Origin of the sequence: Demequina iriomotensis (genome assembly GCF_000971395.1) — a bacterium.
GTDB classification, from domain to species: Bacteria; Actinomycetota; Actinomycetes; order Actinomycetales; family Demequinaceae; genus Demequina; species Demequina iriomotensis.
The window spans coordinates 46,701-69,953 of sequence record NZ_BBME01000011.1 but is presented as its reverse complement, the minus strand read 5'-3'; the positions used below and the strand labels follow the sequence as shown (position 1 = coordinate 69,953).

Annotated in this window: 24 protein-coding genes; 14 read left to right on the top strand and 10 right to left on the bottom strand. The window is 73.0% G+C overall.

Annotated elements, in window-relative coordinates; all coding sequences use genetic code 11:
* Positions 1 to 6 precede the first annotated feature (6 nt).
* Together AOM09_RS05530 and AOM09_RS05525 are read right to left on the bottom strand one after the other, a co-directional pair.
* Positions 7 to 471 (bottom strand): redoxin domain-containing protein, encoded by a 465-nt coding sequence (locus AOM09_RS05530; protein WP_228375069.1) that lies wholly within the window; start codon positions 469 to 471, stop codon positions 7 to 9.
* Positions 468 to 893, bottom strand: coding sequence for a DUF3052 family protein (locus tag AOM09_RS05525; RefSeq protein WP_062385438.1), 426 nt, complete (start codon positions 891 to 893; stop codon positions 468 to 470). The genes AOM09_RS05530 and AOM09_RS05525 overlap by 4 nt, the downstream gene beginning before the upstream one ends.
* Before the next feature lie 254 nt (positions 894 to 1,147).
* On the opposite strand from AOM09_RS05525, the gene aceE reads away from it, so the two are divergent.
* A complete protein-coding gene (aceE, locus tag AOM09_RS05520; protein ID WP_062385435.1) occupies positions 1,148 to 3,862 on the top strand; it encodes a pyruvate dehydrogenase (acetyl-transferring), homodimeric type in 2,715 nt (904 codons plus the stop codon).
* Here the strand turns inward: aceE and AOM09_RS05515 are convergent.
* Positions 3,859 to 5,331, bottom strand: a complete 1,473-nt coding sequence (locus AOM09_RS05515; RefSeq protein WP_156162253.1) for a hypothetical protein — start codon at positions 5,329 to 5,331, stop codon at positions 3,859 to 3,861. The genes aceE and AOM09_RS05515 overlap by 4 nt on opposite strands.
* Before the next feature lie 251 nt (positions 5,332 to 5,582).
* Between AOM09_RS05515 and AOM09_RS05510 the strand changes: the two genes are divergently transcribed.
* The 6 genes from AOM09_RS05510 to AOM09_RS05485 all read left to right on the top strand — a co-directional run bounded on the left by AOM09_RS05510 (position 5,583) and on the right by AOM09_RS05485 (position 11,699).
* Entirely contained in the window at positions 5,583 to 6,752 is a 1,170-nt protein-coding gene (locus AOM09_RS05510) for a PucR family transcriptional regulator (protein WP_082098878.1), read from the top strand.
* 78 nt (positions 6,753 to 6,830) lie between these two features.
* Positions 6,831 to 7,745, top strand: a complete 915-nt coding sequence (locus AOM09_RS05505) for an ACP S-malonyltransferase (protein ID WP_062385428.1) — start codon at positions 6,831 to 6,833, stop codon at positions 7,743 to 7,745.
* Positions 7,742 to 8,743, top strand: a complete 1,002-nt coding sequence (locus tag AOM09_RS05500) for a beta-ketoacyl-ACP synthase III (RefSeq protein WP_062385426.1) — start codon at positions 7,742 to 7,744, stop codon at positions 8,741 to 8,743. The genes AOM09_RS05505 and AOM09_RS05500 overlap by 4 nt, the downstream gene beginning before the upstream one ends.
* A gap of 83 nt (positions 8,744 to 8,826) precedes the next feature.
* Positions 8,827 to 9,069: an acyl carrier protein gene (locus AOM09_RS05495; protein WP_062385424.1), complete on the top strand. Its 243-nt coding sequence runs from the start codon at positions 8,827 to 8,829 to the stop codon at positions 9,067 to 9,069.
* 49 nt (positions 9,070 to 9,118) lie between these two features.
* The gene (gene fabF, locus AOM09_RS05490) at positions 9,119 to 10,354 is read left to right on the top strand and encodes a beta-ketoacyl-ACP synthase II (RefSeq protein ID WP_062385422.1); all 1,236 of its coding nucleotides are present in this window, start codon (positions 9,119 to 9,121) and stop codon (positions 10,352 to 10,354) included.
* Positions 10,355 to 10,430: 76 nt separating this feature from the next.
* On the top strand, positions 10,431 to 11,699 hold the full coding sequence (locus AOM09_RS05485; protein ID WP_062385420.1) for an aryl-sulfate sulfotransferase: 1,269 nt from the start codon (positions 10,431 to 10,433) through the stop codon (positions 11,697 to 11,699).
* A 9-nt stretch (positions 11,700 to 11,708) separates the two neighbouring features.
* Here AOM09_RS05485 and AOM09_RS05480 read toward each other — a convergent pair whose 3' ends face one another.
* The 4 genes from AOM09_RS05480 to def all read right to left on the bottom strand — a co-directional run bounded on the left by AOM09_RS05480 (position 11,709) and on the right by def (position 13,884).
* Positions 11,709 to 12,290, bottom strand: a complete 582-nt coding sequence (locus AOM09_RS05480; protein WP_062385418.1) for a TetR family transcriptional regulator — start codon at positions 12,288 to 12,290, stop codon at positions 11,709 to 11,711.
* Positions 12,291 to 12,323: 33 nt separating this feature from the next.
* Positions 12,324 to 12,686, bottom strand: coding sequence for a nuclear transport factor 2 family protein (locus AOM09_RS05475; RefSeq protein ID WP_062385416.1), 363 nt, complete (start codon positions 12,684 to 12,686; stop codon positions 12,324 to 12,326).
* A 1-nt stretch (position 12,687) separates the two neighbouring features.
* A complete protein-coding gene (locus AOM09_RS05470) occupies positions 12,688 to 13,185 on the bottom strand; it encodes a DUF3145 domain-containing protein (protein WP_062385414.1) in 498 nt (165 codons plus the stop codon).
* Positions 13,186 to 13,383: 198 nt separating this feature from the next.
* Positions 13,384 to 13,884 carry a peptide deformylase gene (gene def, locus AOM09_RS05465; RefSeq protein ID WP_062385412.1) on the bottom strand — a complete coding sequence of 167 codons (501 nt, stop codon included), beginning with the start codon at positions 13,882 to 13,884 and terminating at the stop codon, positions 13,384 to 13,386.
* Positions 13,885 to 13,929: 45 nt separating this feature from the next.
* Here def and AOM09_RS05460 point away from each other — a divergent pair, with 45 nt between their 5' ends.
* A complete protein-coding gene (locus tag AOM09_RS05460; RefSeq protein ID WP_062385409.1) occupies positions 13,930 to 14,487 on the top strand; it encodes a GNAT family N-acetyltransferase in 558 nt (185 codons plus the stop codon).
* Positions 14,488 to 14,492: 5 nt separating this feature from the next.
* Positions 14,493 to 15,338, top strand: a complete 846-nt coding sequence (locus AOM09_RS05455; RefSeq protein ID WP_062385407.1) for an ADP-dependent NAD(P)H-hydrate dehydratase — start codon at positions 14,493 to 14,495, stop codon at positions 15,336 to 15,338.
* Positions 15,339 to 15,341: 3 nt separating this feature from the next.
* Here the strand turns inward: AOM09_RS05455 and AOM09_RS05450 are convergent, their stop codons facing one another.
* From AOM09_RS05450 to AOM09_RS05440, 3 genes are read right to left on the bottom strand one after another with little or no spacing between them, the layout of a single operon-like run.
* A complete protein-coding gene (locus AOM09_RS05450; RefSeq protein WP_062385405.1) occupies positions 15,342 to 15,917 on the bottom strand; it encodes a hypothetical protein in 576 nt (191 codons plus the stop codon).
* Positions 15,918 to 15,943: 26 nt separating this feature from the next.
* The gene (locus tag AOM09_RS05445; RefSeq protein ID WP_062385403.1) at positions 15,944 to 16,243 is read right to left on the bottom strand and encodes a DUF1905 domain-containing protein; all 300 of its coding nucleotides are present in this window, start codon (positions 16,241 to 16,243) and stop codon (positions 15,944 to 15,946) included.
* Positions 16,240 to 16,731, bottom strand: coding sequence for a gluconokinase (locus AOM09_RS05440; RefSeq protein WP_062385401.1), 492 nt, complete (start codon positions 16,729 to 16,731; stop codon positions 16,240 to 16,242). Before AOM09_RS05440 ends, AOM09_RS05445 begins: the two co-directional genes overlap by 4 nt.
* Positions 16,732 to 16,905: 174 nt before the next feature.
* Here AOM09_RS05440 and AOM09_RS05435 point away from each other — a divergent pair, with 174 nt between their 5' ends.
* From AOM09_RS05435 to AOM09_RS05415, 5 genes are all read left to right on the top strand, one after another.
* Positions 16,906 to 18,606 carry a hypothetical protein gene (locus AOM09_RS05435; RefSeq protein ID WP_062385398.1) on the top strand — a complete coding sequence of 567 codons (1,701 nt, stop codon included), beginning with the start codon at positions 16,906 to 16,908 and terminating at the stop codon, positions 18,604 to 18,606.
* A gap of 119 nt (positions 18,607 to 18,725) precedes the next feature.
* Entirely contained in the window at positions 18,726 to 19,313 is a 588-nt protein-coding gene (locus AOM09_RS05430; RefSeq protein ID WP_062385396.1) for a 2-oxoacid:acceptor oxidoreductase family protein, read from the top strand.
* Positions 19,306 to 20,535 carry a pyruvate ferredoxin oxidoreductase gene (locus AOM09_RS05425; RefSeq protein WP_062385394.1) on the top strand — a complete coding sequence of 410 codons (1,230 nt, stop codon included), beginning with the start codon at positions 19,306 to 19,308 and terminating at the stop codon, positions 20,533 to 20,535. Before AOM09_RS05430 ends, AOM09_RS05425 begins: the two co-directional genes overlap by 8 nt.
* Positions 20,532 to 21,524 (top strand): thiamine pyrophosphate-dependent enzyme, encoded by a 993-nt coding sequence (locus AOM09_RS05420; protein ID WP_062385392.1) that lies wholly within the window; start codon positions 20,532 to 20,534, stop codon positions 21,522 to 21,524. Before AOM09_RS05425 ends, AOM09_RS05420 begins: the two co-directional genes overlap by 4 nt.
* On the top strand, positions 21,524 to 23,167 hold the full coding sequence (locus AOM09_RS05415) for an NAD(P)-binding protein (RefSeq protein WP_062385389.1): 1,644 nt from the start codon (positions 21,524 to 21,526) through the stop codon (positions 23,165 to 23,167). The genes AOM09_RS05420 and AOM09_RS05415 overlap by 1 nt, the downstream gene beginning before the upstream one ends.
* The last annotated feature ends 86 nt before the right edge of the window (positions 23,168 to 23,253 follow it).

Sequence of the window (23,253 nt, the reverse complement as noted above, 5' to 3'; positions counted from 1 at the left end):
GGCGGATCAGCCGAGCAGGTCCTCGATCGCGCCGCGGTACTCCGCGACGTCGCGCGCCTCCCCCTCGGGGTTGACGATCGCCCAGCGCACCACGCCCGCGGCGTCCACGAGGAACGAGCCGCGCCCGGCGAGCCCCTTGTGCGGGTTGAACACGCCGTACTGCCGCGACACCTCGCCATGCGGCCAGAAGTCGGACAGCAGGTCCGCCTTGTACGAATGCGTGTCCGCCCATGCCTTGAGCGTGTAGATCGAGTCGCAGCTCACCACGATCACGCGCAGCCCGTCGCGCGCGAGAAGATCGTCCGCCGCGCGCAGGTCGATGAGCTCGTTGGTGCACGTGTCCGAGAACGCGAAGGGCACGAACACGAGCAGGTACGCGGTGCCGGCGAGATCCTCGGAGGACACGACGCGACCGTGCGTGTCGGTCATGCGGAAGTCGGGGGCCGGCTGGCCCACGAGGGGATGGCTCACTTGGAGCGGCCCTTCTCCACCAGGTAGGTCGCGGTCCATCGGGTGCCGATCACGAACGTCGACGTCGCGTGCAGGCCCGCGACCGAGGCCGCCTCCTGCACCTCGCGCGGCTGGACGTGTCCCGACTGCCCCGACTTGGGCGTGCACAGGCACACCGCCGCACCGTCGTCGAGCAGGGTCTGGGCATCCATGAGCAGATCGGCCAGGTCGTCGTCCCCGTCGCGGAACCACACGACGACGCCGTCGGTGACGTCCCCGTAGTCCTCGTCGACCAGGTCCTCGCCTGTCGCCGCCTCGACCGCGTCGCGGAAGTCCGCATCCGTGTCGTCGTCGTAGCCGTATTCCTGGATGATCTGGCCGGCCTTGAGCGCGAGCCGCGCGACGACGGCGTCGACCGCCTTCGCATCCTCCTGTGTCGCCACGGTGGCGGGACCCCCTTCGTCGGATTCTCGTACGCTGGAGCGCACGCCTGGCGTCCACAGTAGAGGCACCGCGCGCCGGGGTGCAATCGTCCGCGCCGCTGCCCCGCCAGCGGAACGGGCGCACGCCGTGCGCAGCACGTTCCGCGTGACAGTAACCTGGTGGGTGGTATCAATGTGGGGCGCGACTGCGTACACGCGTGTCGCGAGCTCCATCCATTCGGCGCGCCACCGCGCGCCCGACAGGAAGGTCACCTGTGGCACATCACGGCGAGGTTGACAAGGACCCGGGCGAGACCCAGGAGTGGCTCGAGTCCCTGGACGGCCTGATCCAGGACGGCGGCGAGAGCCGCGCCGAGTACATCGTCGACCAGCTGGTCGAGCACGCGGCCAAGAAGCAGCTGAGCGTCCCGCTCAGCCTCAACACGCCGTACGTCAACACCATCCACGCGGACGACGAGCCCGAGTTCCCCGGCGACGAGGAGCTCGAGCGTCGCTACCGCGGCTGGATCCGCTGGAACGCGGCGGTCATGGTGACCCGCGCGCAGGCGGGCGGCAAGGGCATCGGCGGCCACATCTCGTCCTACGCCTCCGTGGCGACCCTGTACGAGGTGGGCCTCAACCACTTCTTCCGAGGCAAGGACCACGCCGGCGGCGGCGACCAGGTCTACTTCCAGGGCCACGCGGCGCCCGGCGTCTACGCGCGCGGCTTCGTCGAGGGCCGCTTCGGCGAGGAGGACCTCGACTCCTTCCGTCAGGAGAAGTCCGGCGAGGGCCGCGGCCTGTCCTCGTACCCGCACCCGCGCCTCATGGAGGACGTCTGGGAGTTCCCGACCGTCTCGATGGGACTCGGTCCCGCATCGGCCATCTACCAGGCATGGACCAACCGCTACCTGCACCTGCGCGGGATGAAGGACACCTCGCAGCAGCACGTGTGGGCGTTCCTGGGCGACGGCGAGATGGACGAGCCGGAGAGCCGCGGCATGCTGCAGCTCGCGGCCAACCAGAACCTCGACAACCTCACCTTCGTGGTCAACTGCAACCTGCAGCGCCTCGACGGCCCGGTGCGCGGCAACGGCAAGATCATCCAGGAGCTCGAGGCGTTCTTCCGCGGTGCGGGCTGGAACGTCATCAAGGTCGTGTGGGGCCGCAACTGGGACCCGCTGCTCGAGCGGGATGAGGACGGCGCGCTCGTCAACCTCATGAACACCGTCCCGGACGGCGACTTCCAGACATTCCGCGCCGAGTCCGGCGCGTTCATCCGCGACCAGTTCTTCGGCGGCGACCCGCGCGCCAAGGAGCTCGTCAAGGACATGACGGACGACGAGATCTGGGCGCTCAAGCGCGGCGGTCACGACTACCGCAAGCTCTACGCGGCCTACGCCAAGGCGACCACCGAGAAGAACGGCAAGCCCACGGTCATCCTCGCGAAGACCATCAAGGGCTACGGCCTGGGCTCGAACTTCGCGGCGCGCAACTCGACGCACCAGATGAAGAAGCTCGCGGCCGCGGACCTCAAGGTCCTGCGCGACACCTTCGACATCCCGTTCACGGACGAGCAGCTCGAGGCCGACCCGTACCACCCGCCGTACTACCACCCCGGTTTCGACGACCCGGCGATCCGGTACATGCTGTCGCGTCGCCAGGAGCTCGGCGGGTTCGTGCCTGAGCGCCGCGGCGACCGCAAGGACATCGCGCTCCCGGACCCCAAGGCCTACGACCTGCTCGCCAAGGGCTCCGGCAAGCAGGAGGTCGCCACGACCATGGCGCTCGTGCGCCTGTTCAAGGACCTGGTGCGCGACAAGGAGTTCGGCCACCGCCTGGTCCCGATCATCCCCGACGAGGCCCGCACCTTCGGCCTCGACTCGATCTTCCCCTCGGCGAAGATCTTCAACACCGCCGGGCAGAACTACCTGCCGGTCGACCGCGAGCTCATGCTCTCCTACAAGGAGTCCGAGTCCGGCCAGATCATGCACACGGGCATCAACGAGGCCGGCTCCGCCGCCGCGTTCCAGGCCGTGGGCACGTCGTACGCGACGCATGGCGAGCCGCTGATCCCGTTCTACATCTTCTACTCGATGTTCGGATTCCAGCGCACGGGCGACCAGTTCTGGGCGGCGGGCGACCAGCTCACGCGCGGCTTCATCGTCGGCGCCACGGCGGGCCGCACCACGCTCGCGGGCGAGGGCCTCCAGCACGGCGACGGCCACTCCCCGATCCTCGCGGCCACCAACACCGCGATCGTCCAGTACGACCCGGCGTACGGCTACGAGATCCGCCACATCGTCAAGGACGCCATCGAGCGCTGGTACGGCCCGGAGGCCGGCCGCGACCGCGACGTCATGTACTACCTCACGGTCTACAACGAGCCGATCGTCCAGCCGGCCGAGCCGGAGGACGTGGACGTCGAGGGCATCCTCAAGGGCATCCACCGTGTGTCGGCCGCGCCCGAGGGCCACGGCCCGGAGGCGCAGATCCTCGCCTCCGGCGTGGGCGTGCCGTGGGCGTTCGAGGCGCAGGAGATGCTGCTGCGCGACTACGGCGTGCGCGCCGCGGTGTGGTCCGTCACCTCGTGGAACGAGCTCCGCCGCGACGCCCTCGAGGCCGAGCGCCAGGAGTTCCTGCACCCCGAGCAGGGCGTCCGCGTGCCGTACGTGACGCAGAAGCTCCAGGGCGCCGCGGGTCCGTTCGTCGCGACCTCGGACTACGACCACCTCATCCCCGACCAGATCCGCGCATGGGTCCCGGGCGAGTACGCGACGCTCGGTGCGGACGGCTTCGGCTTCTCCGACACGCGCGCCGCCGCGCGCCGCTTCTTCAACATCGACGGCGCCTCCACCGCGGTGCGCGTGCTGCAGATGCTCGAGAAGCGCGGCGACGTGCCGGCCGGCACCTACGCGCAGGCCATCCAGCGCTACGAGCTGCTCGACCCCCGCAAGGGTACGTCGGGCGGCGGTGGCGGCGAAGGCTAGACCGAGCTCACCGGCTTCGGGCCGGAGCCCTCGTCCTCGGACGCGGGCTCCGGCCCTTCGTCGTCTCCGGCCTCGTCGTCTCCGGCCTCGTCGTCGCCAGCACGGTCCTCGACCGCCTCCGCGTCCTCGGGGACGATGCGGCCCTCGCCGTCGTCGTCCACCTCGCCTTCCGCGTCGGCCGGCTCGTCGAGCGGCTCGTCAGCCTCCTCGGCGGGCTCCTGCTCCGACTCGTCCTCCTGCGCGGCGTCCGCATCGTCCTCCGGTTCGGCATCGAGCTCCTGCTCGCCCATCCCGGCCTCCTCGTCGCCCGCGAGGTCCTCGTCGAGCAGCGGCTCCGCCTCGGGCTCGGCCTCGCCCGCCGTCTCAGGCGCCGCCTCCTCCGCCGGGCCATCCGCCGCATCGTCCCCGCCGGAGGCGGCCATCGCGGCGGGGGCCGCTCCCCCGGCGCGCGCGCCCCGCACCGTGTCGTCCGAGCCGGCGGGCGCCGCATCGTCCCCGCCCGGGTCCTTCGCGCGGGCACGGCCCGCGGGGGGCGCGGCGATCTCCTCGGCGGGGACCACGGGCTGGCCCTCGCTCGGCGTCCATGCCGGGGCCGGCGCGACGTGCTCGACCGGGCCGCGCTCGGGCGTCTCGAGGGCGGCGAGCTCGGACGCGCTGAGCGCCGTGCCCGTGCCCACCTCGGCCGCGCGGGCCTCGTCGTCGCGCGCGCGGCGCGCCGTCGCGAACGAGCGTCCCACCGCGATCGCGGCCCACAGCACCAGGAGCAGCAGGATCGCGAGCGACACCCACAGGATCACCAGGGTGTTCGTCGCGAACGCGCTCGCCGGTGCGACGGCGATGTACCCCTCGACCATGCATGTCACCGAGCCGCCGGACATGGTGCCGTAGGCGTGATAGACGCCGCTCGGCTCGAGCCAGGTGCGGTCGGCGATCCAGCTCACGCCGGCCGCGACGTCGACCTCACCCGAGACGTCCTGGGCCTCCGGCGCGCCCTGGCTGGTGACGGTGCGCACGGGGATCGCGAAGCCGCCGATCATCACCCCGGCGACGCGCTCGTCGATGGAGACCGGGGTTTCCGACGTCGCGGACCACTCGACCACGGAGTCCGGCGGGACGTCGAGCGGGGTGAGCGCCGCTGTCGACGCCGGCGTGTACGTGGTGCCGTCCACCGTGGCCTCGAGCGTGCAGCCGTCGGAGATCGATCCCGGGCTCACCAGCTCGGGGATCCCGGTGAGCGCGACGCCGCCGAGCATCCCGGCGACCACCGCGACCGCGGTGAAGCGCCCGCGCGCCGCTGCGGCGTCGCGCGTGAGCAGCCATGCCACGAGCATCGTGACGATCGCGACCGTCCCGAACAGGACCGTGCGCCCCGGATCGATGATCGCGAGCTGCCACAGCAGCCCCACCACGACCAGCCCGAGCAGCAACCCAAGCGTCATCCCCAGCAGCGGTCGAGGGCGCGGTGCCATGTCTCCTCCTGACGGTTCACCTGGTGCCGACGCTACCGGGCACATCTGGGACAAGCGCGACGACTCTCGGAACCCGCCCAATTCCGACACTGCCAACGGAGTCGGTCCCGGTTCGCCGGCGCGTCGCGCCGCCGGCACCGCCCACGCCGGCGTGTCGCGGCGAACTCCGTTGCTGCTGTCAGGAGGGCGGGTTGTGCGGAGTCCACAATCGGATTGTCCGGATGCGACAAGCGCGCACTACGCTGACCTCCATGGCCAGCCCCGACATGCGTGCCGAGACGCTGCGCCGCCTCCGCGGCGGCACCGGCAGGCTCGCGACGATCGCGCTCAAGACGCTCGATGCCGACTACGCCTGGTTCCGCGAGCTCCCGGCGCAGGAGCGCTCGTGGGTGGGCTCGGTGGCGCAGGCCGGCATCGCGTCGTTCGTCGCCTACTTCGCGGATCCGCAGGCCGGCCACCGCGGCACCGTCGAGATGTTCGCCTCGGCGCCGCCCGAGCTCACGCGGTCGATCTCGCTCCAGCACACGCTCACGATCGTGCGGACGTTCGTCGCGATCGTCGAGCACCACTCCGATGAGTTCGCGGCCCCCGGCTCCGAGGCCGTGCTGCGCGAGTCGATCCTGCGCTACTCACGCGAGATCGCGTTCTCCGCGGCCGAGGTCTACGCGCGCGCCGCGGAGTCGCGCGGCGCCTGGGACGCCCGCCTCGAAGCGCTCGTGGTCGACGCCCTGGTGCGCGGCGAGGTGGATGACGACCTCCCCTCGCGCGCCGCCGCGCTGGGCTGGAAGCCGGGCCCGACGCTCGTCATGGTCGGGCGCACCGACGGCCCGCTCGGCGAGGTGCAGTCCGCGGAGCTGCGTCGCACCATCCGACGCGCCGCGCACGGCGCGCTCGTGGGGATCCACGGGGAGGACCTGGTGATCATCGCGCGCGCCGACGGCGGCCTCGATGAGCTCGCGGACACCCTGCTGCCGACCTTCGGGCCCGGGCCGGTGGTGGTCGGGCCTCCCGCCATCACGCTCGTCGAGGTGGCTCGTGGCACCCGCGCCTCGATGCACGGCGCCACGGCCGCGCCCGCATGGGCGCTCGCACCCCGGCCCGTCAACGCCGACGACCTCCTGCCCGAGCGGGTGCTCGTGGGCGACACCGCGGCGAGCGACCGCCTCATCGCGGTGGCGTACGACCCGATCGCGGCGGCCGGCGGCTCGCTCAAGGAGACCGTGGCGACGTTCCTCGACTGCGGCCGCTCGCTCGAGCTCGCGAGCAGGACGATGTTCGTGCACGCCAACACCGTCCGGTACCGCCTGCGCAAGGTGGCCGAGCTCACAGGCTGGGACGTGCTGTCCACCCGCGACGCGCACGTGCTGCAGATGGCCTTCGCGCTCGGCCGGCTCCGCGACGCGTCCGTCGCACCTTTGTAGGTTTCCCACAATAACCTGGGCCCGAATCGGTACCTCGATGCCGCTGAGGGCCCTCCGATGTGAGGCAGGCTATAACCCGTGATTGCCATTCTCTGTCCCGGCCAAGGCGCGCAGACCCCCGGGATGCTCACCCCGTGGCTCGAGCTCCCCGAGGTCGCCGCGTCCCTCGCGGCCCTCGCGGACGCCTCCGGCGTCGACGTGGTCCGCCACGGCACCGAGTCCGACGCGGACACCATCCGCGACACCGCGGTCGCGCAGCCGCTCCTGGTGGCGACCGCGATCGCCACCGGTCGCGCGCTCCTGGGAGGCACCACCCCGGCGATCGCCGCCGGCCACTCCGTGGGCGAGCTCGGCGCCGCCGCCCTCGCGGGCGTCCTCACCGACGCCGACGCGATGCGCCTGGTCGCTGTCCGCGGTGCCGCCATGGCCGCCGCGGCCGCCGCGTCCGAGCCCACCTCGATGGCGGCGGTCCTCGGCGGCGACGCCGCGGAGGTCGCCGCGGCCCTCGAGCTGCACGGCCTCACCCCCGCGAACGTCAACGGCGGCGGCCAGGTGGTCGCCGCGGGCGCGAAGGCTGCGATCGACGCGCTCGTCGCGGCGCCGCCCGCGCGCGCCCGCGTCATCGAGCTCCAGGTCGCCGGCGCGTTCCACACGACGTATATGGTCCCCGCGGTCGCGGAGCTCCACGCCGCCGCAGGCGAGGTCGCCCCCGCGAACCCGCGCGGCGTCCTTCTGTCGAACGCCGACGGCGCGCCGGTCGCCGACGGCGCCGACGCCCTCGCGCGCATCGTCCGTCAGGTCGCCAACCCCGTGCGCTGGGACCTGTGCATGGAGGCCATGCTGCAGCTGGGCGTCACGGGCCTCATCGAGGTCGCCCCCGGCGGCGTCCTCACGGGCCTCGCCAAGCGCGCGATGAAGGGGATCCCCGCCGTCGCCCTCAAGACCCCCGACGACCTGTCCGCCGCCCGCGAGCTTCTGGAGAACGCCGCATGACCACCCTCAACGTCCGCCGTGGCCCCGAGTTCACGCGCATCCTCGGCCTGGGCGTCGCCCGCGGCGAGAACGCGGTCCCGAACGATGCGCTGATCGAGCCGATCAACTCCTCCGACGAGTGGATCCGCAAGATGACGGGCATCGTCACGCGCGTCCGCGCGAACGAGGAGACCTCGGTCATCGACCTCTCGGAGCGCGCCGCGCGCGACGCGATCGCGCAGGCGGGCATCGAGGCGTCCGAGATCGACGCGGTGATCCTCTCCACCATCTCCTACCCCCGCATCACCCCGGGCGGCGCGCCCGTGCTGGCGGACCGCATCGGCGCCACGCCCGCGGCGGCGTTCGACATCTCGGCCGCGTGCGCGGGCTACTGCTACGGCATCGGCCAGGCCGATGCGCTGGTGCGCTCGGGCGCGGCCCGCCACGTCCTCGTGGTGGGGGCGGAGAAGCTCAGCGACTTCGTCGACCCCGCCGACCGCTCCATCTCCTACCTGCTCGGCGACGCGGCCGGCGCGGTCGTGATCGGCGGGTCCGACACCCCCGGCATCGGGCCGACCGTGTGGGGTTCCGACGGCTCCGCCTCCGAACTCATCAAGCAGGACCACACGTGGCTCGAGATCCGCGAGGACCGCGACCTGCCGTTCCCGACCCTGCGCCAGGAGGGCCCGAGCGTCTTCAAGTGGGCGTCGTTCAAGATGGCGCCCGTCGCCCTCCAGGCCATCGAGGCCGCGGGCGTCACGCCCGACGACATCGACGTCTTCATCCCGCACCAGGCCAACCTGCGCATCATCGACCAGATGACCAAGCAGATCGGCCTCCCGGAGCACGTGGTGGTCGCGAAGGACATCGTCGACTCCGGCAACACGTCGGCGGCGTCGATCCCGCTCGCCACCGAGCGCGTGCTGCGCGACGGCGTCGCCAAGAGCGGCGACCTCGCCCTGCAGATCGGCTTCGGCGCGGGCCTGGTCTACGCCGCCCAGGTGGTGGTCCTCCCGTAGGGAAGGGCCCCGCGTAGAGTTCACAAGCGTTCACCACGAACACGGCGCGCCACGCGCCTCACATCCCCAACGAAGGAGCAGCAATGGCACTGTCCAAGGATGAGGTCCTCGCCGGTCTGGCCGAGATCGTCAACGAGGAGACCGACATCGACGTCGCCGAGGTGACCGTCGAGAAGTCGTTCACCGACGACCTCGACATCGACTCGCTGTCGATGATGACCATCGTCACCCTCGCGGAGGAGAAGTTCGACGTCCGCATCCCCGACGAGAAGGTCAAGGACCTCGTCACCGTCGGCGACGCCGTCGACTTCATCGCGAACGCGTAACTCCTCCTCGCATTCGTCCACATTCCATCTCACCTCGGGAGAACAGCCCATGAACGTCGTGGTCACCGGACTCGGCACCACCTCGCCGCTCGGCGGGGACGTCGCCAGCACGTGGGAGGGCGCCCTCGCGGGCCGCTCCGGCGTGCGCACCCTGGAGAACGACTGGGCCGAGAAGTACGGCGTGCCCGTGACCTTCGCCGGTCAGCTCGTCGTGCGACCCGAGGAGGTGCTCTCGCGTCCTGAGACCAAGCGCATGGACCCGTCCGCGCAGATGGCCATCGTGGCCGCGCGCGAGGCATGGGCCGATGCGGGTCTCAGCGAGGACGCGGTGGACCCCGAGCGCCTGGGCAGCATCGTCTCCTCCGGCATCGGCGGCGTGTGGACCCTGCTGACGGCATGGGACACGGTGAAGGAGCGGGGCGCCTCGCGCGTCCTGCCCCTCACCGTGCCCATGCTGATGCCCAACTCCCCCACCGCGTACGTCTCGCTCGAGTTCAAGGCGCGTGCGGGCGCCCACGCCCCCGTCTCCGCGTGCGCCTCCGGCGCCGAGGCGATCGGCATGGGCTTCGAGATGATCCAGTCCGGCCGGGCCGACGTGGTCATCTGCGGCGGCACCGAGGCGGCGATCCACCCGCTGCCCATCTCCGCCTTCGCGTCGATGCAGGCGCTGTCCAAGCGCAACGACGACCCGCAGGGCGCGAGCCGCCCCTACGACGTCAGCCGCGACGGCTTCGTGCTCGGCGAGGGCGCGGGCGTGGTCATCCTCGAGTCCGAGGAGCACGCCAAGGCGCGCGGCGCGCGCGTCTACGCGAGCGTCCTGGGCCTCGGCATGACGGCCGATGCGCACCACATCGCGGCGCCCGAGCCCAACGGCGCGGGTCAGACCCGGGCCATGGAACTCGCGCTCGAGCGCGCGGGCCTCACCGCCGCCGACGTCGCGCACGTCAACGCGCACGCCACGTCCACCCCCGTGGGCGACATGATCGAGGCGCGCGGCATCCGCGGCCTGCTCGGCTCGCACGCCGACCAGGTGCTGCTGTCCGCGACCAAGTCGATGACCGGCCACCTGCTGGGCGGCGCCGGCGCGCTCGAGTCCGTCTTCACCATCAAGGCGCTCGAGACCCGCACCGCTCCCCCGACCATCAACGTCACCGAGCCCGACCCCGAGCTCCAGGTCGACCTGGTCCGCGACACCCCGCGCGCGCTGCCCGAGGGGCAGATCGCGGCGATCAACAACTCGTTCGGCTTCGGCGGCCACAACGTCGCGCTGGTCTTCGGCGCCTGAGCCCCGCTCCCGCCTCTGCGCGGGTCCGTGACACGTTCGCGTGGCGGACCCGCGCGCGGGCGGGTTGAATCGGGTCATGCGACTCTCGGCGCGCGCGGCCCTCGCCGCTGTGGCGCTGCCCGTGCTCGCCGCCTGCGCCTCGGGTGAGCAGGCCTCCCCTGCCGAGCTGCTCGCGCCGTACGCCCTCGAGCTCGAGGTGGTCGACGAGGAGAAGGCCGCGGAGCTCGCGGACCTCGACGCGTCGATCTACATCGCGGCGCCCATGCTCACGTCGGGCACCCAGGCGGTCATCGAGCTCTCTCCCGATCTGCGCCCGCTGACGGTCGTCGACGTGTCGGGCGCGCATGTGGGCTCGCTCGCGCCGCGGGGCGAGGGACTCGCCTTCCTCGACCGCTCGTGCATCTCGGACAACGGCGGCTACACGTTCTGCAGCCGCGCCGGCACGGTCACCACGGATGGCGCCATGGTCGACGAGTCCACGGGCGGGCTCGACCTCGACTCGCACGCGCTCGTGTACGACGCGGACGGGGCCGGGTTCTGGGCGGTGCGCTACGCCTCGACGCCGTGCGACGCCTCGGTGCATGCGTGCACCCTCGCGCCCGAGGACGAGCCGCTCGACTTCGTCTACGACTGCCAGGTGGTCCACGTTCGCGACGGCGAGCCAGCCTGGGAGTGGTCCGCGCTCGCGCGCACCGACCCCGCGATGCTCGACACGGCGGCGGGCACGGCGATCTACGCCCCGGTCGACCCGTTCCACTGCAACTCGGTGCAGCCCGACGAGGAGGCGGGCCTGGTGTACGTCTCCATGCGGCATCCGAGCACGGTGCTCGCCGTCGACCTCGAGTCGGGCGAGGTGCGGTGGTCGCTCGGCCTCGCCGAGTCCTCCGCGGCGCTCACGGTTGACGATCCCGAGGGCCTGCTCGGCGACCGCCGGCTCCTCAGCGGGCAGCACGACTTCCGTTGGCTCGGCGGCGCACGGTTCTCGGTGTTCGACAACGGCTCCGGCGACGTCGGCCCCGCGCGCGCGATCGTGCTCGCGGTGGAGGGCCGCACGGCGACGGTCGAGTCCGTCATCGAGGATCCGTCCGGCGTGAGCTCACGATGCACGGGCTCGGCCCGCCCGCTGGGCGAGGACGAGGCCTACTGGGTGATCGACTGGGGCTGCAGCAGCTCGGGCATGTCGGTGATGACCGCGGCGGGCGCCCCGGTCGCGCACCTCACCCTCGACTACGAGCGCGCCCTCGAGATGGACCTGCTCATGGACACCGCGGCGGAGCAGCCCGACGTGGGCAGCACGGTGACGTATCACGCCGTGGTCGGGCCTTCGGGCCTGCTGTCGCCCTGACGGGCCTGACTACGCGATGCCCTCCTGCAGGCGCGCGAGCGCGCGATCGAGCACGTCCGGCAGCGGCTCGTCGGAGTTCTGGGCCCACCACACCGAGGCCGCCAGCACGCAGCCCGAGATCGCCTGCCCGGCGGCGCGCGCCTCGACGCCGCCCTCCTCGAGCAGCCCGTCCCGCGCGACCTGCCGCGCGAGCCCCGCCGTCATCTCGCCGAGGCCGCGCACGCCGGCCGCGAACACCTCGGCGGACTCGCCGATGATGCGCAGGCGGACGCGGTCGACGTCCTCGTCGCTCGGCCGCTCCGCGAGCGTGGTGCGCAGCGCGGCACGCAGGCCCGCCATGCCGGGCGCGGACTCGTCGCGGGCCAGCACCTCCTCGAGGTGGTGGTACGTCGCGAAGAAGTCGTGCCAGATCAGGTCGGCCTTGTTGGCGAAGTGGCGGAACAGCGTGCGGCGCGAGACGCCGCTGCGCGCCGCCACATCGTCCATCGACACGGCGGCGTAGCCGTGCTCGGCGAACAGGGCCATGGCCTCGAGGCCGATCTTCTCCGGGTCGGCGATCTGGGGGCGCCCGGGACGTCGATGCTCACTCACATCGCCCACCCTAGCGTGCGTTGTTATGCGTGCTCAGATGGCGGTCGGTGTCGCCTGGTGGAAGCAGAGGCGCCAGCGATCCGTGCGGATCCAGATGGACGAGCGCAGCGCCGCCCCGTGCGACCCGTGAAGCGGCTCGGACGTGTAGGTCACGTGCGCGACGTCGGGGGCCAGCTCGGTGACGGTGAAGCGACCGAGCGGCAGCGACACGTCGATGGTGACGGGCGCGAGCCCGACCTCGTCCTCGCGGGACCACACGCGACCCGACTGCCCGATCTCGACGTAGCCCGGCGCGAGGATCGCGTCCATGTACGCGCGGTCGAAGCGGGTCTCCGGGCGCCACATCGACTCCTCCAGCGCCTGGAGGGTGAGCTCGTCCGTGTGGTCGAGCGTCACGTCAACCCACGCGGTGCAGCCAGCGCACGGGCGCGCCGTGGCCCGCGTACCGGAACGGCTCGAGCTCCTCGTCCCACGCGGTGCCGAGCGCGAGGTCCATGGTGCGACGCACGTCCGCGAGGGTGTCCGCGTTGTCGAGCGCCGCGCGGATCCGGTCCTCGGGCACCACCGTGTTGCCGTGCGAGTCGATGACGGCGTGGAAGATGCCGAGCGACGGCGTGTGCGACCACCGGCCACCGTCCGAGCCGAAGGACGGCTCCTCGGTGACCTCGTAGCGGACGTGCTCCCAGCCGCGCAGCGCAGACGCGAGGCGCGCGCCGGTGCCCTGCTGGCCCTGCCACGAGAGCTCGGCGCGCAGCAGGCCGGAGCCGGCGGGCTGGTCCGTCCAGTCGAAGGAGGCACGCGAACCGAGCACTCCCTGCGCCGCCCATTCGATGTGCGGAGTCATCGCTCGGGTCGCGGAGTGCACGAAAAGAACACCACGGGTGATTGCGGCCATGTCCTTTCCTTCCTGTGAGGTGCGTCTTCCCCTACGACCTCGATGGAACCGTCCATGGCACCGGGTGTGGCACGATTCTGCCTCACCCGCGCGAACTTCGCCAGCGCCGCGCCCCGCATGTCGCGCGTCGGCGCGAGGGCGGGGCGCTACGGCACCAGCCAGAACATCGTCACCTCCGGCGCCGGCGCGCCGGAGGCCCTACCGGGACGACTCGAGGGACTCGCGCAGCTCCCGCATCGCCTTGCGCCGCACGTCCTTGCGCAGGCGGTCGAGATAGAGCTTGCCGTCGAGGTGGTCGACCTCGTGGTTGATGAGGCGCGCCCAGATCTCCTCGCCGTCGATCTCGACCTTGTCGCCGTTGAGGTCGGTGCCGACCGCACGCGCGTACGCGGGTCGCTCGCACTCGTACCAGAGGCCGGGCACCGAGAGGCAGCCCTCCTCGCCCAGCTCCTGGAAGTCCTCGCTGACCTCGACGATCTCGGGGTTGAGGATGTAGCCGATGTCCCCGTCGATGTTCCACGAGAACGCCCGCAGGCTCACGCCGATCTGGTTGGCGGCCAGCCCGGCCCGACCCTCGTAGTCGACGGTCTCAAGCAGGTCCTCGACCAGCTGGCGCACCCGGTCGTCGATCTCGGAGATCGGCTCGCAGGGGGTACGGAGGACGGGGTCGCCGATGACTCGGATGTCGCGCATTGCCATGGCGCCTATCCTCCCACGCCCCGGAGGCGGGCGTATCGTCGTGACATGACGCTCGAGACCGCGAGACTCCTGCTACGTCCGTTCAGCGCCGACGATGCCGCGGACGTCCACGTCTACGCGTCCGACCCGGCGGTGTGCCGCTTCACGGACTGGGGACCGAACTCCGAGGACGACACCCGCGCGTGGATCGCGGCCGCCGTCGAGGCCGGCGTCCCCGCGCATTGGGCGATCACCTTGAGGGACGATGCGGTGGGTTCCGGCGGGCGCATCCACGCCGGCACCGTGGTGGGCGGCGTGGGCGTCTACGGAGAGGACCGCGGTCCGCTCGACGCCACACCGGGCGTGCGCGAGCTGGGCTGGGTGGTCCGCCGCGACCTGTGGGGGCGCGGAATCGCAACCGAGGCGGTGCACGCCGTGATCGAGGCGCTGCGCGAGGACGCGACCCTCGAGCAGGTGCACGCACGCTGCCGCCCCGAGCACAAGGCGTCGGCGAAGGTGATGGCGCACCTGGGCCTCGCGCTCGCGCGCCGGGTCGAGAACGACGTCCAACGCGACGGCCGGTGGATGCACTCCGACCTGTACGTGCTCACCGTCGCCCGGTGAGGACGATGCGCGCCTGGGAGCGCGACGACGTCGCCGCCGCATGGCCCGAGCCGGGCGCGGCGGACGACAAGTACTCGCGCGGCGTCGTCGGCGTGGTCGCCGGCTCCGAGGCGTACCCGGGCGCCGCGGCGCTCGTCGTCTCGGGCGCCATCCGCGCGGGCGCGGGCATGGTCCGGTACGTCGGTCCCGAGCGCGCGCAGGACCTGGTCCTCGCGCATCGTCCCGAGGCCGTGGTCCACCACCCCGTCGACGCCGCCGAGCGGCTGCCGCGCGCGCAGGCGTGGATCGTGGGACCCGGCGTCGCGGACTTCCCCGAGCAGGACGCGGCGATCGGCGCGGTGATCGCGGAGTCCGCGCCGATGGTGGTCGACGCCGGCGCGCTCGAGACGGTCGCGCGGGCGCGCGCGGCGGGAGCGCGGGCGATCGGGGCGGAGCGCGTGCTCCTCACCCCGCACGCGGGCGAGCTGGTGAGGACGCTCGCCGCTCTGCGTCACGACGTCGCTCCCGCCGATGTCGAGCGAGACCGCGTGGGGCATGCGCGCCTGCTGGCCGAGGCCGCGCGAGCGACGGTGCTGCTCAAGGGCGCGGTGACGCTCGTGGTGTCGCCCGGCGGCGGCGCGATCGAGCTGCCGCTCGCACCTCCGTGGCTCGCGACCGCCGGGGCCGGCGACGTCCTTGCGGGGATCGCCGGCACGCTGCTCGCGGCGGGCCTCACGGCCGAGGCCGCGGGCGCCAGCGCGTCGTGGGTCCACGCCCGCGCCGCCGAGCTCGCCTCGCGGGGCGGGCCGGTGGCGGCGCTCGACGTCGCATCATCGGTGCCGGCCGTCATCGCCGGGCTGCTCGCGCCGTAGGCGTCAGTCGGCGATCGCGAGCTCCGGCAGGGCGATCCAGGTGATCGCGAGCACGGCGATCGCGAGCAGCACGCACAGCACGGCGACGATCGCGAGGCCCGTCACGGCCTTCTCCGAGCCCGCCACGCGCGGCAGCAGCATCCGGGTGAGCCCGGCGACCAGCGCGCACGGCACGACCAGCGCCACCGCGACGAACACCAGGGACGCGGGCTCGCCGCTGCGCGCGACGATCACGGCCGACGGGATGAGAGACAGCGCGCCGCCCATCGCGGCGAAGGCGGCCGCGGCGCGCCGGGGCGGCGCCTCCGCGGTGCGCTCATGCAGCCAGCGGCCGACCGTGTGCGCGACGACCGCGATCCCGAGCACCACGATGAACGCCCACGCCGTCACCACGGCCGACTCGGTGCGGTCGAGCGTGGTGCGGGTCGCCGGCGACGCGTCGGTGAGCACCTCCCAGACCTGCGCGCCGAGGAACGCCGCCGCGCCTCCGATCACGGTGAACAGCGGGAGGTCGACCACGATCGCGATCCACGCGGCGACGAAGGGGTCACGCGGGGCGGGAGCGGCGGCGCGGGTCACGCGATCAGCGTCCCACGGGCGCGCGCTCATGCGAGCGGACGCACCGCGAAGGCGGCGGTCATGTCCGGCGCGAGACCCTCGGCCGTCATGACCGCGCGCTTGACGGGCAGGATGAACGTGCGCCGGGCCTTCGACGGGAAGATGCTGGTGCGCCACGTGGTCGCCCCGCACGAGACCTCGACCCGGACCGCGCCGAACCCGCGCCGCGGCCCGTGCTGCGTGTCCTCGATCTCATCGGCGACGTCGAAGGGCAGGTCGACGAACACCCAGGTCGCCTGCGTCGCCTCCCAGAGGTAGAGGGTGGCCTCGAACTCGTAGCGCGTCACCCGAGCGACGCTAGCGCCGCCTTGACGATGTCCGCCACCGGCGCGGTCGCGTCGACCCGCAGTCCCGGCTCGTCGCGCGCGAGCGGCTCGAGCGTGGCGAACTGCGACGCGACCAGGCTCGCCGGCATGAAGTGGCCGTCGCGCGCCTCGCAGCGGCGCATCGCCTCCTGCTCGGTCAACGACAGCTCGAGGAACGAGGCGCGAGGCGCCGCCGCGCGGATGCGGTCCCGGTAGGCGCGCCGCAGCGCGCTGCAGGCGACCACCACCCCTCCGGTGCCCACCGCATCGTCCACCGTCGCGCCGACCACGTCGAGCCACGGCCACCGGTCGTCGTCCCCGAGCGGGATGCCGGCGGTCATCTTCGCGACGTTGGCCGCGGGGTGCAGGGAGTCGCCATCGACGAAGGGCAGGCCCAGCGCGGCCGCGAGCGCCGCCCCCACGGTCGACTTCCCCGTCGAGGTGGGACCCATGACGACGATGCCCGGCATCGCACCTCCCTGCGTTCTCGCGTCGACCCTAGCGGGACCGTCGTGTTTCCAACACGTAAATTCTTCGCATTTCCTACATACCGCCTACGCTTGCGGGCCTAGCATCCCCCCTAGGGGATCCCGGGCGTGCCGCGTCGCGGTCCGTACCCGTGGTCAGGGGGAAAGGGTCCGCGCATGGGCTCACGTGCGTGGTTCGGGGCGGCGCGCGTCGGCGCCCGCCGCCTGGTGGCGGTGCTGCTCGCCGGGTTCGCCGCCGTCGTCGTGGTCGTCGCCTCGGCGCTTCCTGGCGCCGCCGCCGTCATGGCGGGCAAGGACGATGCGCCCGAGGAGTACCCGGCGCCTCCCCCGCCGTCCGTGCGGATCCTCTGGGCCTTCCAGCTCTCCGGGCCCGGCGGGGGCGCGCTGCTCGGCGGCGAGCTGCACCGCGGCGACGCGATCACGCTGCACGCGACCGGGCTGCCACCCGGCGGGCGCATCGCGGTCGAGCTGCACTCGACGCCGCTGCCCATGGGGTCGGGCACGGTGGATGCCACGGGCGACCTCACGGTCGTCGCGGTGGTGCCCGAGGCCGCCGAGGCGGGCGCGCACCAGGTGGTCGCGACGCTCACGGCGGACGGCTTCGAGCCCTCCACGGCGACGGCCGCCGTGACCCTCGTCGACGCGGCGCCCGCAGTGGTGCCCGTGGTGCAGCCGCTGGCGCCGGATCCGGTCGAGGAGCCGGCTGCGGAGGAGCCGCCCGCCGAGGAGTCCGAGCCCGTTGCGACCCCCGAGCCCGCGGTCGCCGTCGCAGTCGAGCCCGCCCCCGACCCGACCGACCCTGTCGCGGAGGAGCCCGTCGACGACTACCCGTGGCTCGCACCGACGATCCCGACGCTCGGCGACCTCCACATGACGCCGCTGCGGATCGCGGGCGCCGCGGCGCTCGCCTCGGCCTTCCTGCTGCTCGCGGGCATCCCGGCGGAGCTGCTCCAGTCGACGCTCACGGAGAACTACTCGCGCGCGTTCGGCTGGCTCGCCCCGCACCGCCGCGGCCGGCGGCGCAGCCGGATCGCGCGGCTGGTGACGCGACCGTGGCTCGCGTGCGGCATCACCGTCGCGCTGGCCACGCTCATCCTCGGGCTCGGTCAGACCGAGTTCCGCTTCGGTGCCGACGAGGCGATCACGTATGTGAGCCTCTGGCTGTCGCTGTCGATCCTCAACCTCGGGCTCAACGCGGGGCGGCTCGCCGCGGCGCGCGGGCGCCTGCGCGTGCCGGGGCGGCTCATGCCGCTGCCGGGCGCGCTCATCGTGGTGACCATCTCGGTGGTGATCTCGGAGACGCTGCACATCGAGCCCGCGCTGCTGTTCGGCGTGGTGGTGAGCGTCCAGTACGGCCGCGCCGTCTCGACCAGGCATGAGGGCAGGCTCGCGCTCCTCGGCGTCTCCACCGCCTTCACGCTCGGCGTCGTCTCGTGGATCCTGCTGAGCGTGCTCGAGTCCACCTTCGCCGGCTCCGACGCCCTGCTGGTCACCCTGGCCGAGGAGACCCTCGCCGGCACGGTGCTCGAGACCCTCGCCGCGATGGTGGTGGGACTCCTCCCGTTCACCTACCTCGACGGCAAGGCGATCCACGACTGGAGCCGGCGCGTGTGGGCCGTCGCCTACTTCGTCGCCGCGATCGCCTTCGTGCTCATCGCGGTCCCGACCGGCGAGGACTGGAACTCGTCCCGGACGCCGCTGCTCACGTGGCTGCTCATCGTCGGCGGCTTCGGCGCGATCGCGCTCAGCGCGTGGGCGGCGTTCCGCTTCATCCCCGAGCGGCATGCGCCGCACCCGGCCGTCGAGGAGGCCGCCGGGGACGCCCCGGCGCCGGCGGCATCATCCACGGAGGCGTAGGACCTCGGTCCCGGGCGGCACACCCCTCCGGGCATAGCGTGAAGGGGTGGAGGTCGCCGGCGACGTCCCGTCCGGGCCGCGCATCCGCGCCGCCGCCGGCACCTCCGGGGAACGCGCGCATGAGGCAGATCAGGATCCACGGGCGCGGCGGCCAGGGCGTGGTCACCGCGGCGGAGATGCTCGCCCGCGCCGGCTTCCTCGCCGGCCATGAGGTCCAGGCGATCCCCTCGTTCGGCTCCGAGCGCACGGGCGCGCCCGTGGTGGCGTACTGCCGCTTCGCCGACGCGCCGCTGCGCACGCGCGAGCCCGTGCTCGCCCCCGACGTGGTGCTGGTCCAGGACCCGACGCTGCTCGCTGCGGGCAGGGTGTTCGCCGGGCTCGCCCCGGGTGGCCTCGTCATCGTCGACACCGCCGGCGATGAGAGAGAGGTGCGCGCCGCGGCGCATGCGCAGGACCTCGACGCGACCGTCCTCACCGTGCCCGCCACCGCGATCACGCTGCGCCTCCTGGGCAAGCCCAAGCCCGCCGCGGCGATGCTCGCGGCGTACGCCGCGAGCGCCGACGATGTGACGCTCGACGCGGTGCTGCAGGTGGTCCGCGAGCGCTTCCCCGGCGCGGTGGGCGAGGCCAATGCCGCGGCGGCCGAGGAGGCCTTCGCCTTCGTGCGCGAGGAGCGTGCCGCGGCCGCGGAGGTGCGCGATGCGTGAGGTGCTGGAGGGCTCGCAGGCGGTGGCACGGACCGTGGCGCGGTGCCGGCCCGGCGTGGTGTGCGCCTACCCGATCTCGCCGCAGACACACATCGTCGAGGCGCTCTCCGTGATGGCGCGCACCGGCGAGCTGGGCGCTTGCGAGTACGTCAACGTCGAGTCAGAGTTCTCAGCGATGTCGGTGGCTATCGGCGCGTCCGCGGCCGGGTCGCGGGCCTACACCGCGACCGCCTCGCAGGGGTTGCTGTACATGGCGGAGGCCGTGTTCAACGCGGCGGGCATGGGCCTGCCGATCGTCATGACGGTCGCGAACCGCGCGATCGGCGCGCCGATCAACATCTGGAACGACCACTCGGACGCGATGGCGCTGCGCGACTCCGGCTGGCTCCAGCTGTACGCCGCGGACAACCAGGAGGCGGCCGACCTGCACGTCATCGCGTTCGCGGTGGCCGAGGAGCTGGGGATTCCCGCGATGGTCTGCATGGACGGCTTCGTGCTCACCCACGCGACCGACGTGCTCGAGCTGCCCGACGCCGATGCGGTGGACGCCTTCCTGCCGCCGTACCTGCCGACGCAGGTGCTCGACGTCGAGTACCCCATCACGATCGGCACCATGGCCGGCCCCGAGTCCTTCACGGAGACCAAGTACCTCCAGCATCTGCGCTTCCTCGACGCGGCGGAGGTGATCGACGGGTGGTCGCGGCGCTTCCTCGAGGCTTTCGGGCGCGAGGCGGGAGGCCTGGTCGCGCGGTACGACCGCGACACGTGCGAGCGCTCGCGCGACGCCTCGGCCGCCCGCGCGGGCGACGTCACCGTCGTCGCGATGGGCTCGGTGCTCGGCACGCTGCAGGCCGCGCTTCCGGCGCTGCACGACGCGGGCGTGCCCGTGCGCCTGGTCGGCGTCTCCTCGTTCCGGCCGTTCCCGGCCGCCGCGCTGCGCGCCGCGCTCGGAGCCTCGCGTGACATCGTGGTGATCGACCGCGCGCTCGAGCTCGGCTCCGGCGGAGTGCTCACCGGGGACGTCGGACGGGCCTTGGCGGGCACGCGATCGCGCATCCACTCCGTGGTGGCGGGGCTGGGAGGACGCCCGATCCTCGAGGCATCCCTCCAGGACGTGGTGCGGCGCGCGCTCGACGGGACGCTCGGCGCGCTCGATTTCCTCGACCTCAAGACCGGCGGCATCCCGGTGCCCACCGCCGGGGCGACGGAAGTCCACCGATGACCACCGTGCACATCCCCTTCCTGCAGACGGGCTCGCTGGCCGTGGGCGGGCGCCTGCTGTCGGCGGACGAGCGCTCCGTGCAGTCGCACTCCGATCGCCCCTCCTCGCTCACCAAGGGCCACCGCGCATGCCAGGGCTGCGCCGAGGCGCTCGCGGCGCGCTGGGTGATGGACACCGCGGTCGACGCTGCCGGCGGTCGGCTGGTGGTGGCCAATGCCACCGGCTGCCTCGAGGTGTTCTCGACGCTGTACCCCGAGAGCGCGTGGAAGCCGCCGTGGATCCACTCGCTGTTCGCGAACGCCGCGGCGGTGGCGACCGGTATCGCCTCCTCGCTGCGCGCGCAGGGGCGGGACGACGTGCGCGTACTCGCGCAGGGCGGCGACGGCGGGACGGTCGACATCGGCCTCGCCGCGGTGTCCGGGATGTTCGAGCGCAACGACGACGTGCTCTACGTCTGCTACGACAACCAGGGCTACATGAACACGGGCGTGCAGCGGTCCTCGGCCACGCCCGCCTCGGCCCGCACCGCGACCACGCCGGCGGTGGGGTCCACGCCGGGCCAGGCCTTCGGGCAGGGGAAGTCGATGGTGAGGATCGCGATGGCGCACGAGGTCCCCTACGTCGCCAGCGCGACGCCGGCGGACCTGCGCGACCTCGAGGCGAAGGTGCGCACGGCGATGTCGATCCACGGCGCCCGGTACCTGCACGTGCTGGTGCCGTGCCCGGTGGGGTGGGGATCCGAGCCGTCGCAGTCGATCGCTCTCGCACGCTCCGCCGTGCAGTCCGGCATCTTCCCGGTGCTGGAGGCGCGCGCGGGCGAGCTCACGGACGTCCAGCGCATCCGCGAGCGCTGCGACGTGACCGAGTACCTGCGGCCCCAGGCGCGGTTCGCGCACCTGTTCCGGCCCGGCGGCGAGGATGCGCTCGACCGGTGGCGCGCGCTCGCCGAGGCGAACATCCGCCGCTACGACCTGCTCGGAGGTGCCTGATGAACGGCCACGACGCTCCCCCGACGGTGGGCCTGTCGACGGGCCCAGCGACCTCGCTCGCCTATCACACGGGGACGTGGCGCACCGAGCGGCCGGTCTACGTCGACCTGGCCCCGCCGTGCTCGCTCGCGTGCCCGTCGGGCGAGGACATCCGCGGGTGGCTGGGGGCGACCCAGGAGGGCGAGGCAGGGTTCGAGGCGGCGTGGCGACGGCTGGTGGCGGCGAACCCGCTTCCGGCCGTGATGGGCCGCATCTGCTATCACCCGTGCCAAGCGGACTGCAACCGCGGCGAGGTCGACGAGGAGGTCGGCATCAACGCGGTCGAGCGCTTCCTGGGCGACACCGCGCTCGAGCGCGGCTGGGCGCTGCCGGTGCCCGCCGCATCGTCCGGCCGTCGGGTCCTGGTGGTCGGCTCCGGGCCGGCGGGGCTGTCCGCCGCCTACCACCTGCGGCAGCTGGGGCACGAGGTCGTGGTGCGCGAGGCCGCCGCCGAGCCGGGCGGCATGCTGCGCTACGGCATCCCCGCCTACCGGCTGCCGCGCGACGTGCTCGCCGCGGAGATCCGCCGTATCGAGGACACAGGGGTGCGGATCGAGCGCTCGACGCCGGTGACGGACCTGCGGGCCGTCGAGGCGGAGTTCCACGCCGTGGTGCTGACGATGGGCGCGGGGGTCGCGCACCACGTCGACATCCCCGCGGGCGCCGCCTCGCACATCGTCGACGCGATCGACGTGCTGCGGGACGTCGCCGCCGGCAACGCTCCGCTGGTCGGGCGGAGGGTCGCGGTGTACGGCGGCGGCAACACCGCGATGGACGCGGCGCGCACGGCGCGGCGGCTCGGAGCGGCCGATGCGGTGGTGGTCTACCGGCGGACGCGCGAGCAGATGCCCGCGCACGCGACCGAGCTGGACGATGCGGTGGGCGAGGGGGTGCGGGTCCAGTGGCTGTCGACGATCGCGGCGGTGGACGGCCCGCGCGTCACCATCGAACGGATGACCCTCGACGACGAGGGGCGGCCGCAGGGCACCGGCGTGTTCGAGGAGCTCGACGCGGACACCGTGATGCTCGCCGTCGGCCAGGACGCCGACCTCACGCTGCTCAAGGGTGCCACCGACATCGCCGTCGACGGCGGCGTGATCGCGGTCGACCCGGTGACGCTGATGACCGGGCGCGAGGGGGTGTTCGCGGCGGGCGACGTCTCCCCCGGCTCGCGCACCGCGACGTACGCGGTCGGACGCGGGGCGCGGGCGGTGCGCGCGGTGGACGCCTACCTGAGGTCGCGGGTCCTTCCCGCGGAGCCTGTCGCGCGCTCGGCGTCGGCGGACCGCCTCAACACCTGGTACTACTCCGACGCTCCGAAGCAGCACCGGGCGGAGCTGGCGGCCGCGCGGCGCGTGACGGGCTTCGAAGAGGTGCTCTCCGGGCTCGACGCCGAGCACGCGGTGTTCGAGGCCCGCCGGTGCATGTCCTGCGGCTCGTGCTTCGAGTGCGACAACTGCTTCGGGATGTGCCCCGACGACGCGATCAGGAAACTCGGGCCGGGCATGCGGTACGAGGTCGACTACGACTACTGCAAGGGCTGCGGCATCTGTGCCGCCGAGTGCCCGTGCGGAGCGATCGACATGGTGCCGGAGGTGCGGTGACCTTGGCGGGACGCGACCACTGCGCATCGTCGCCGGACATGCGAACGGCCCGCCGCGACCGCCCCGAGGGGCGGCCACGACGGGCC

Excerpts from the sequence above, each read along its gene's own strand:
- AOM09_RS05515 (WP_156162253.1), bottom strand. The coding sequence starts at position 5,331 with ATGGCACCGCGCCCTCGACCGCTGCTGGGGATGACGCTTGGGTTGCTG.
- AOM09_RS05510 (WP_082098878.1), top strand. The coding sequence starts at position 5,583 with ATGGCCAGCCCCGACATGCGTGCCGAGACGCTGCGCCGCCTCCGCGGC.
- AOM09_RS05500 (WP_062385426.1), top strand. The coding sequence starts at position 7,742 with ATGACCACCCTCAACGTCCGCCGTGGCCCCGAGTTCACGCGCATCCTC.
- AOM09_RS05495 (WP_062385424.1), top strand. The coding sequence starts at position 8,827 with ATGGCACTGTCCAAGGATGAGGTCCTCGCCGGTCTGGCCGAGATCGTC.
- fabF (WP_062385422.1), top strand. The coding sequence starts at position 9,119 with ATGAACGTCGTGGTCACCGGACTCGGCACCACCTCGCCGCTCGGCGGG.
- AOM09_RS05485 (WP_062385420.1), top strand. The coding sequence starts at position 10,431 with ATGCGACTCTCGGCGCGCGCGGCCCTCGCCGCTGTGGCGCTGCCCGTG.
- AOM09_RS05470 (WP_062385414.1), bottom strand. The coding sequence starts at position 13,185 with ATGGCCGCAATCACCCGTGGTGTTCTTTTCGTGCACTCCGCGACCCGA.
- def (WP_062385412.1), bottom strand. The coding sequence starts at position 13,884 with ATGGCAATGCGCGACATCCGAGTCATCGGCGACCCCGTCCTCCGTACC.
- AOM09_RS05460 (WP_062385409.1), top strand. The coding sequence starts at position 13,930 with ATGACGCTCGAGACCGCGAGACTCCTGCTACGTCCGTTCAGCGCCGAC.
- AOM09_RS05455 (WP_062385407.1), top strand. The coding sequence starts at position 14,493 with ATGCGCGCCTGGGAGCGCGACGACGTCGCCGCCGCATGGCCCGAGCCG.
- AOM09_RS05440 (WP_062385401.1), bottom strand. The coding sequence starts at position 16,731 with ATGCCGGGCATCGTCGTCATGGGTCCCACCTCGACGGGGAAGTCGACC.
- AOM09_RS05435 (WP_062385398.1), top strand. The coding sequence starts at position 16,906 with ATGGGCTCACGTGCGTGGTTCGGGGCGGCGCGCGTCGGCGCCCGCCGC.
- AOM09_RS05430 (WP_062385396.1), top strand. The coding sequence starts at position 18,726 with ATGAGGCAGATCAGGATCCACGGGCGCGGCGGCCAGGGCGTGGTCACC.
- AOM09_RS05425 (WP_062385394.1), top strand. The coding sequence starts at position 19,306 with ATGCGTGAGGTGCTGGAGGGCTCGCAGGCGGTGGCACGGACCGTGGCG.
- AOM09_RS05420 (WP_062385392.1), top strand. The coding sequence starts at position 20,532 with ATGACCACCGTGCACATCCCCTTCCTGCAGACGGGCTCGCTGGCCGTG.
- AOM09_RS05415 (WP_062385389.1), top strand. The coding sequence starts at position 21,524 with ATGAACGGCCACGACGCTCCCCCGACGGTGGGCCTGTCGACGGGCCCA.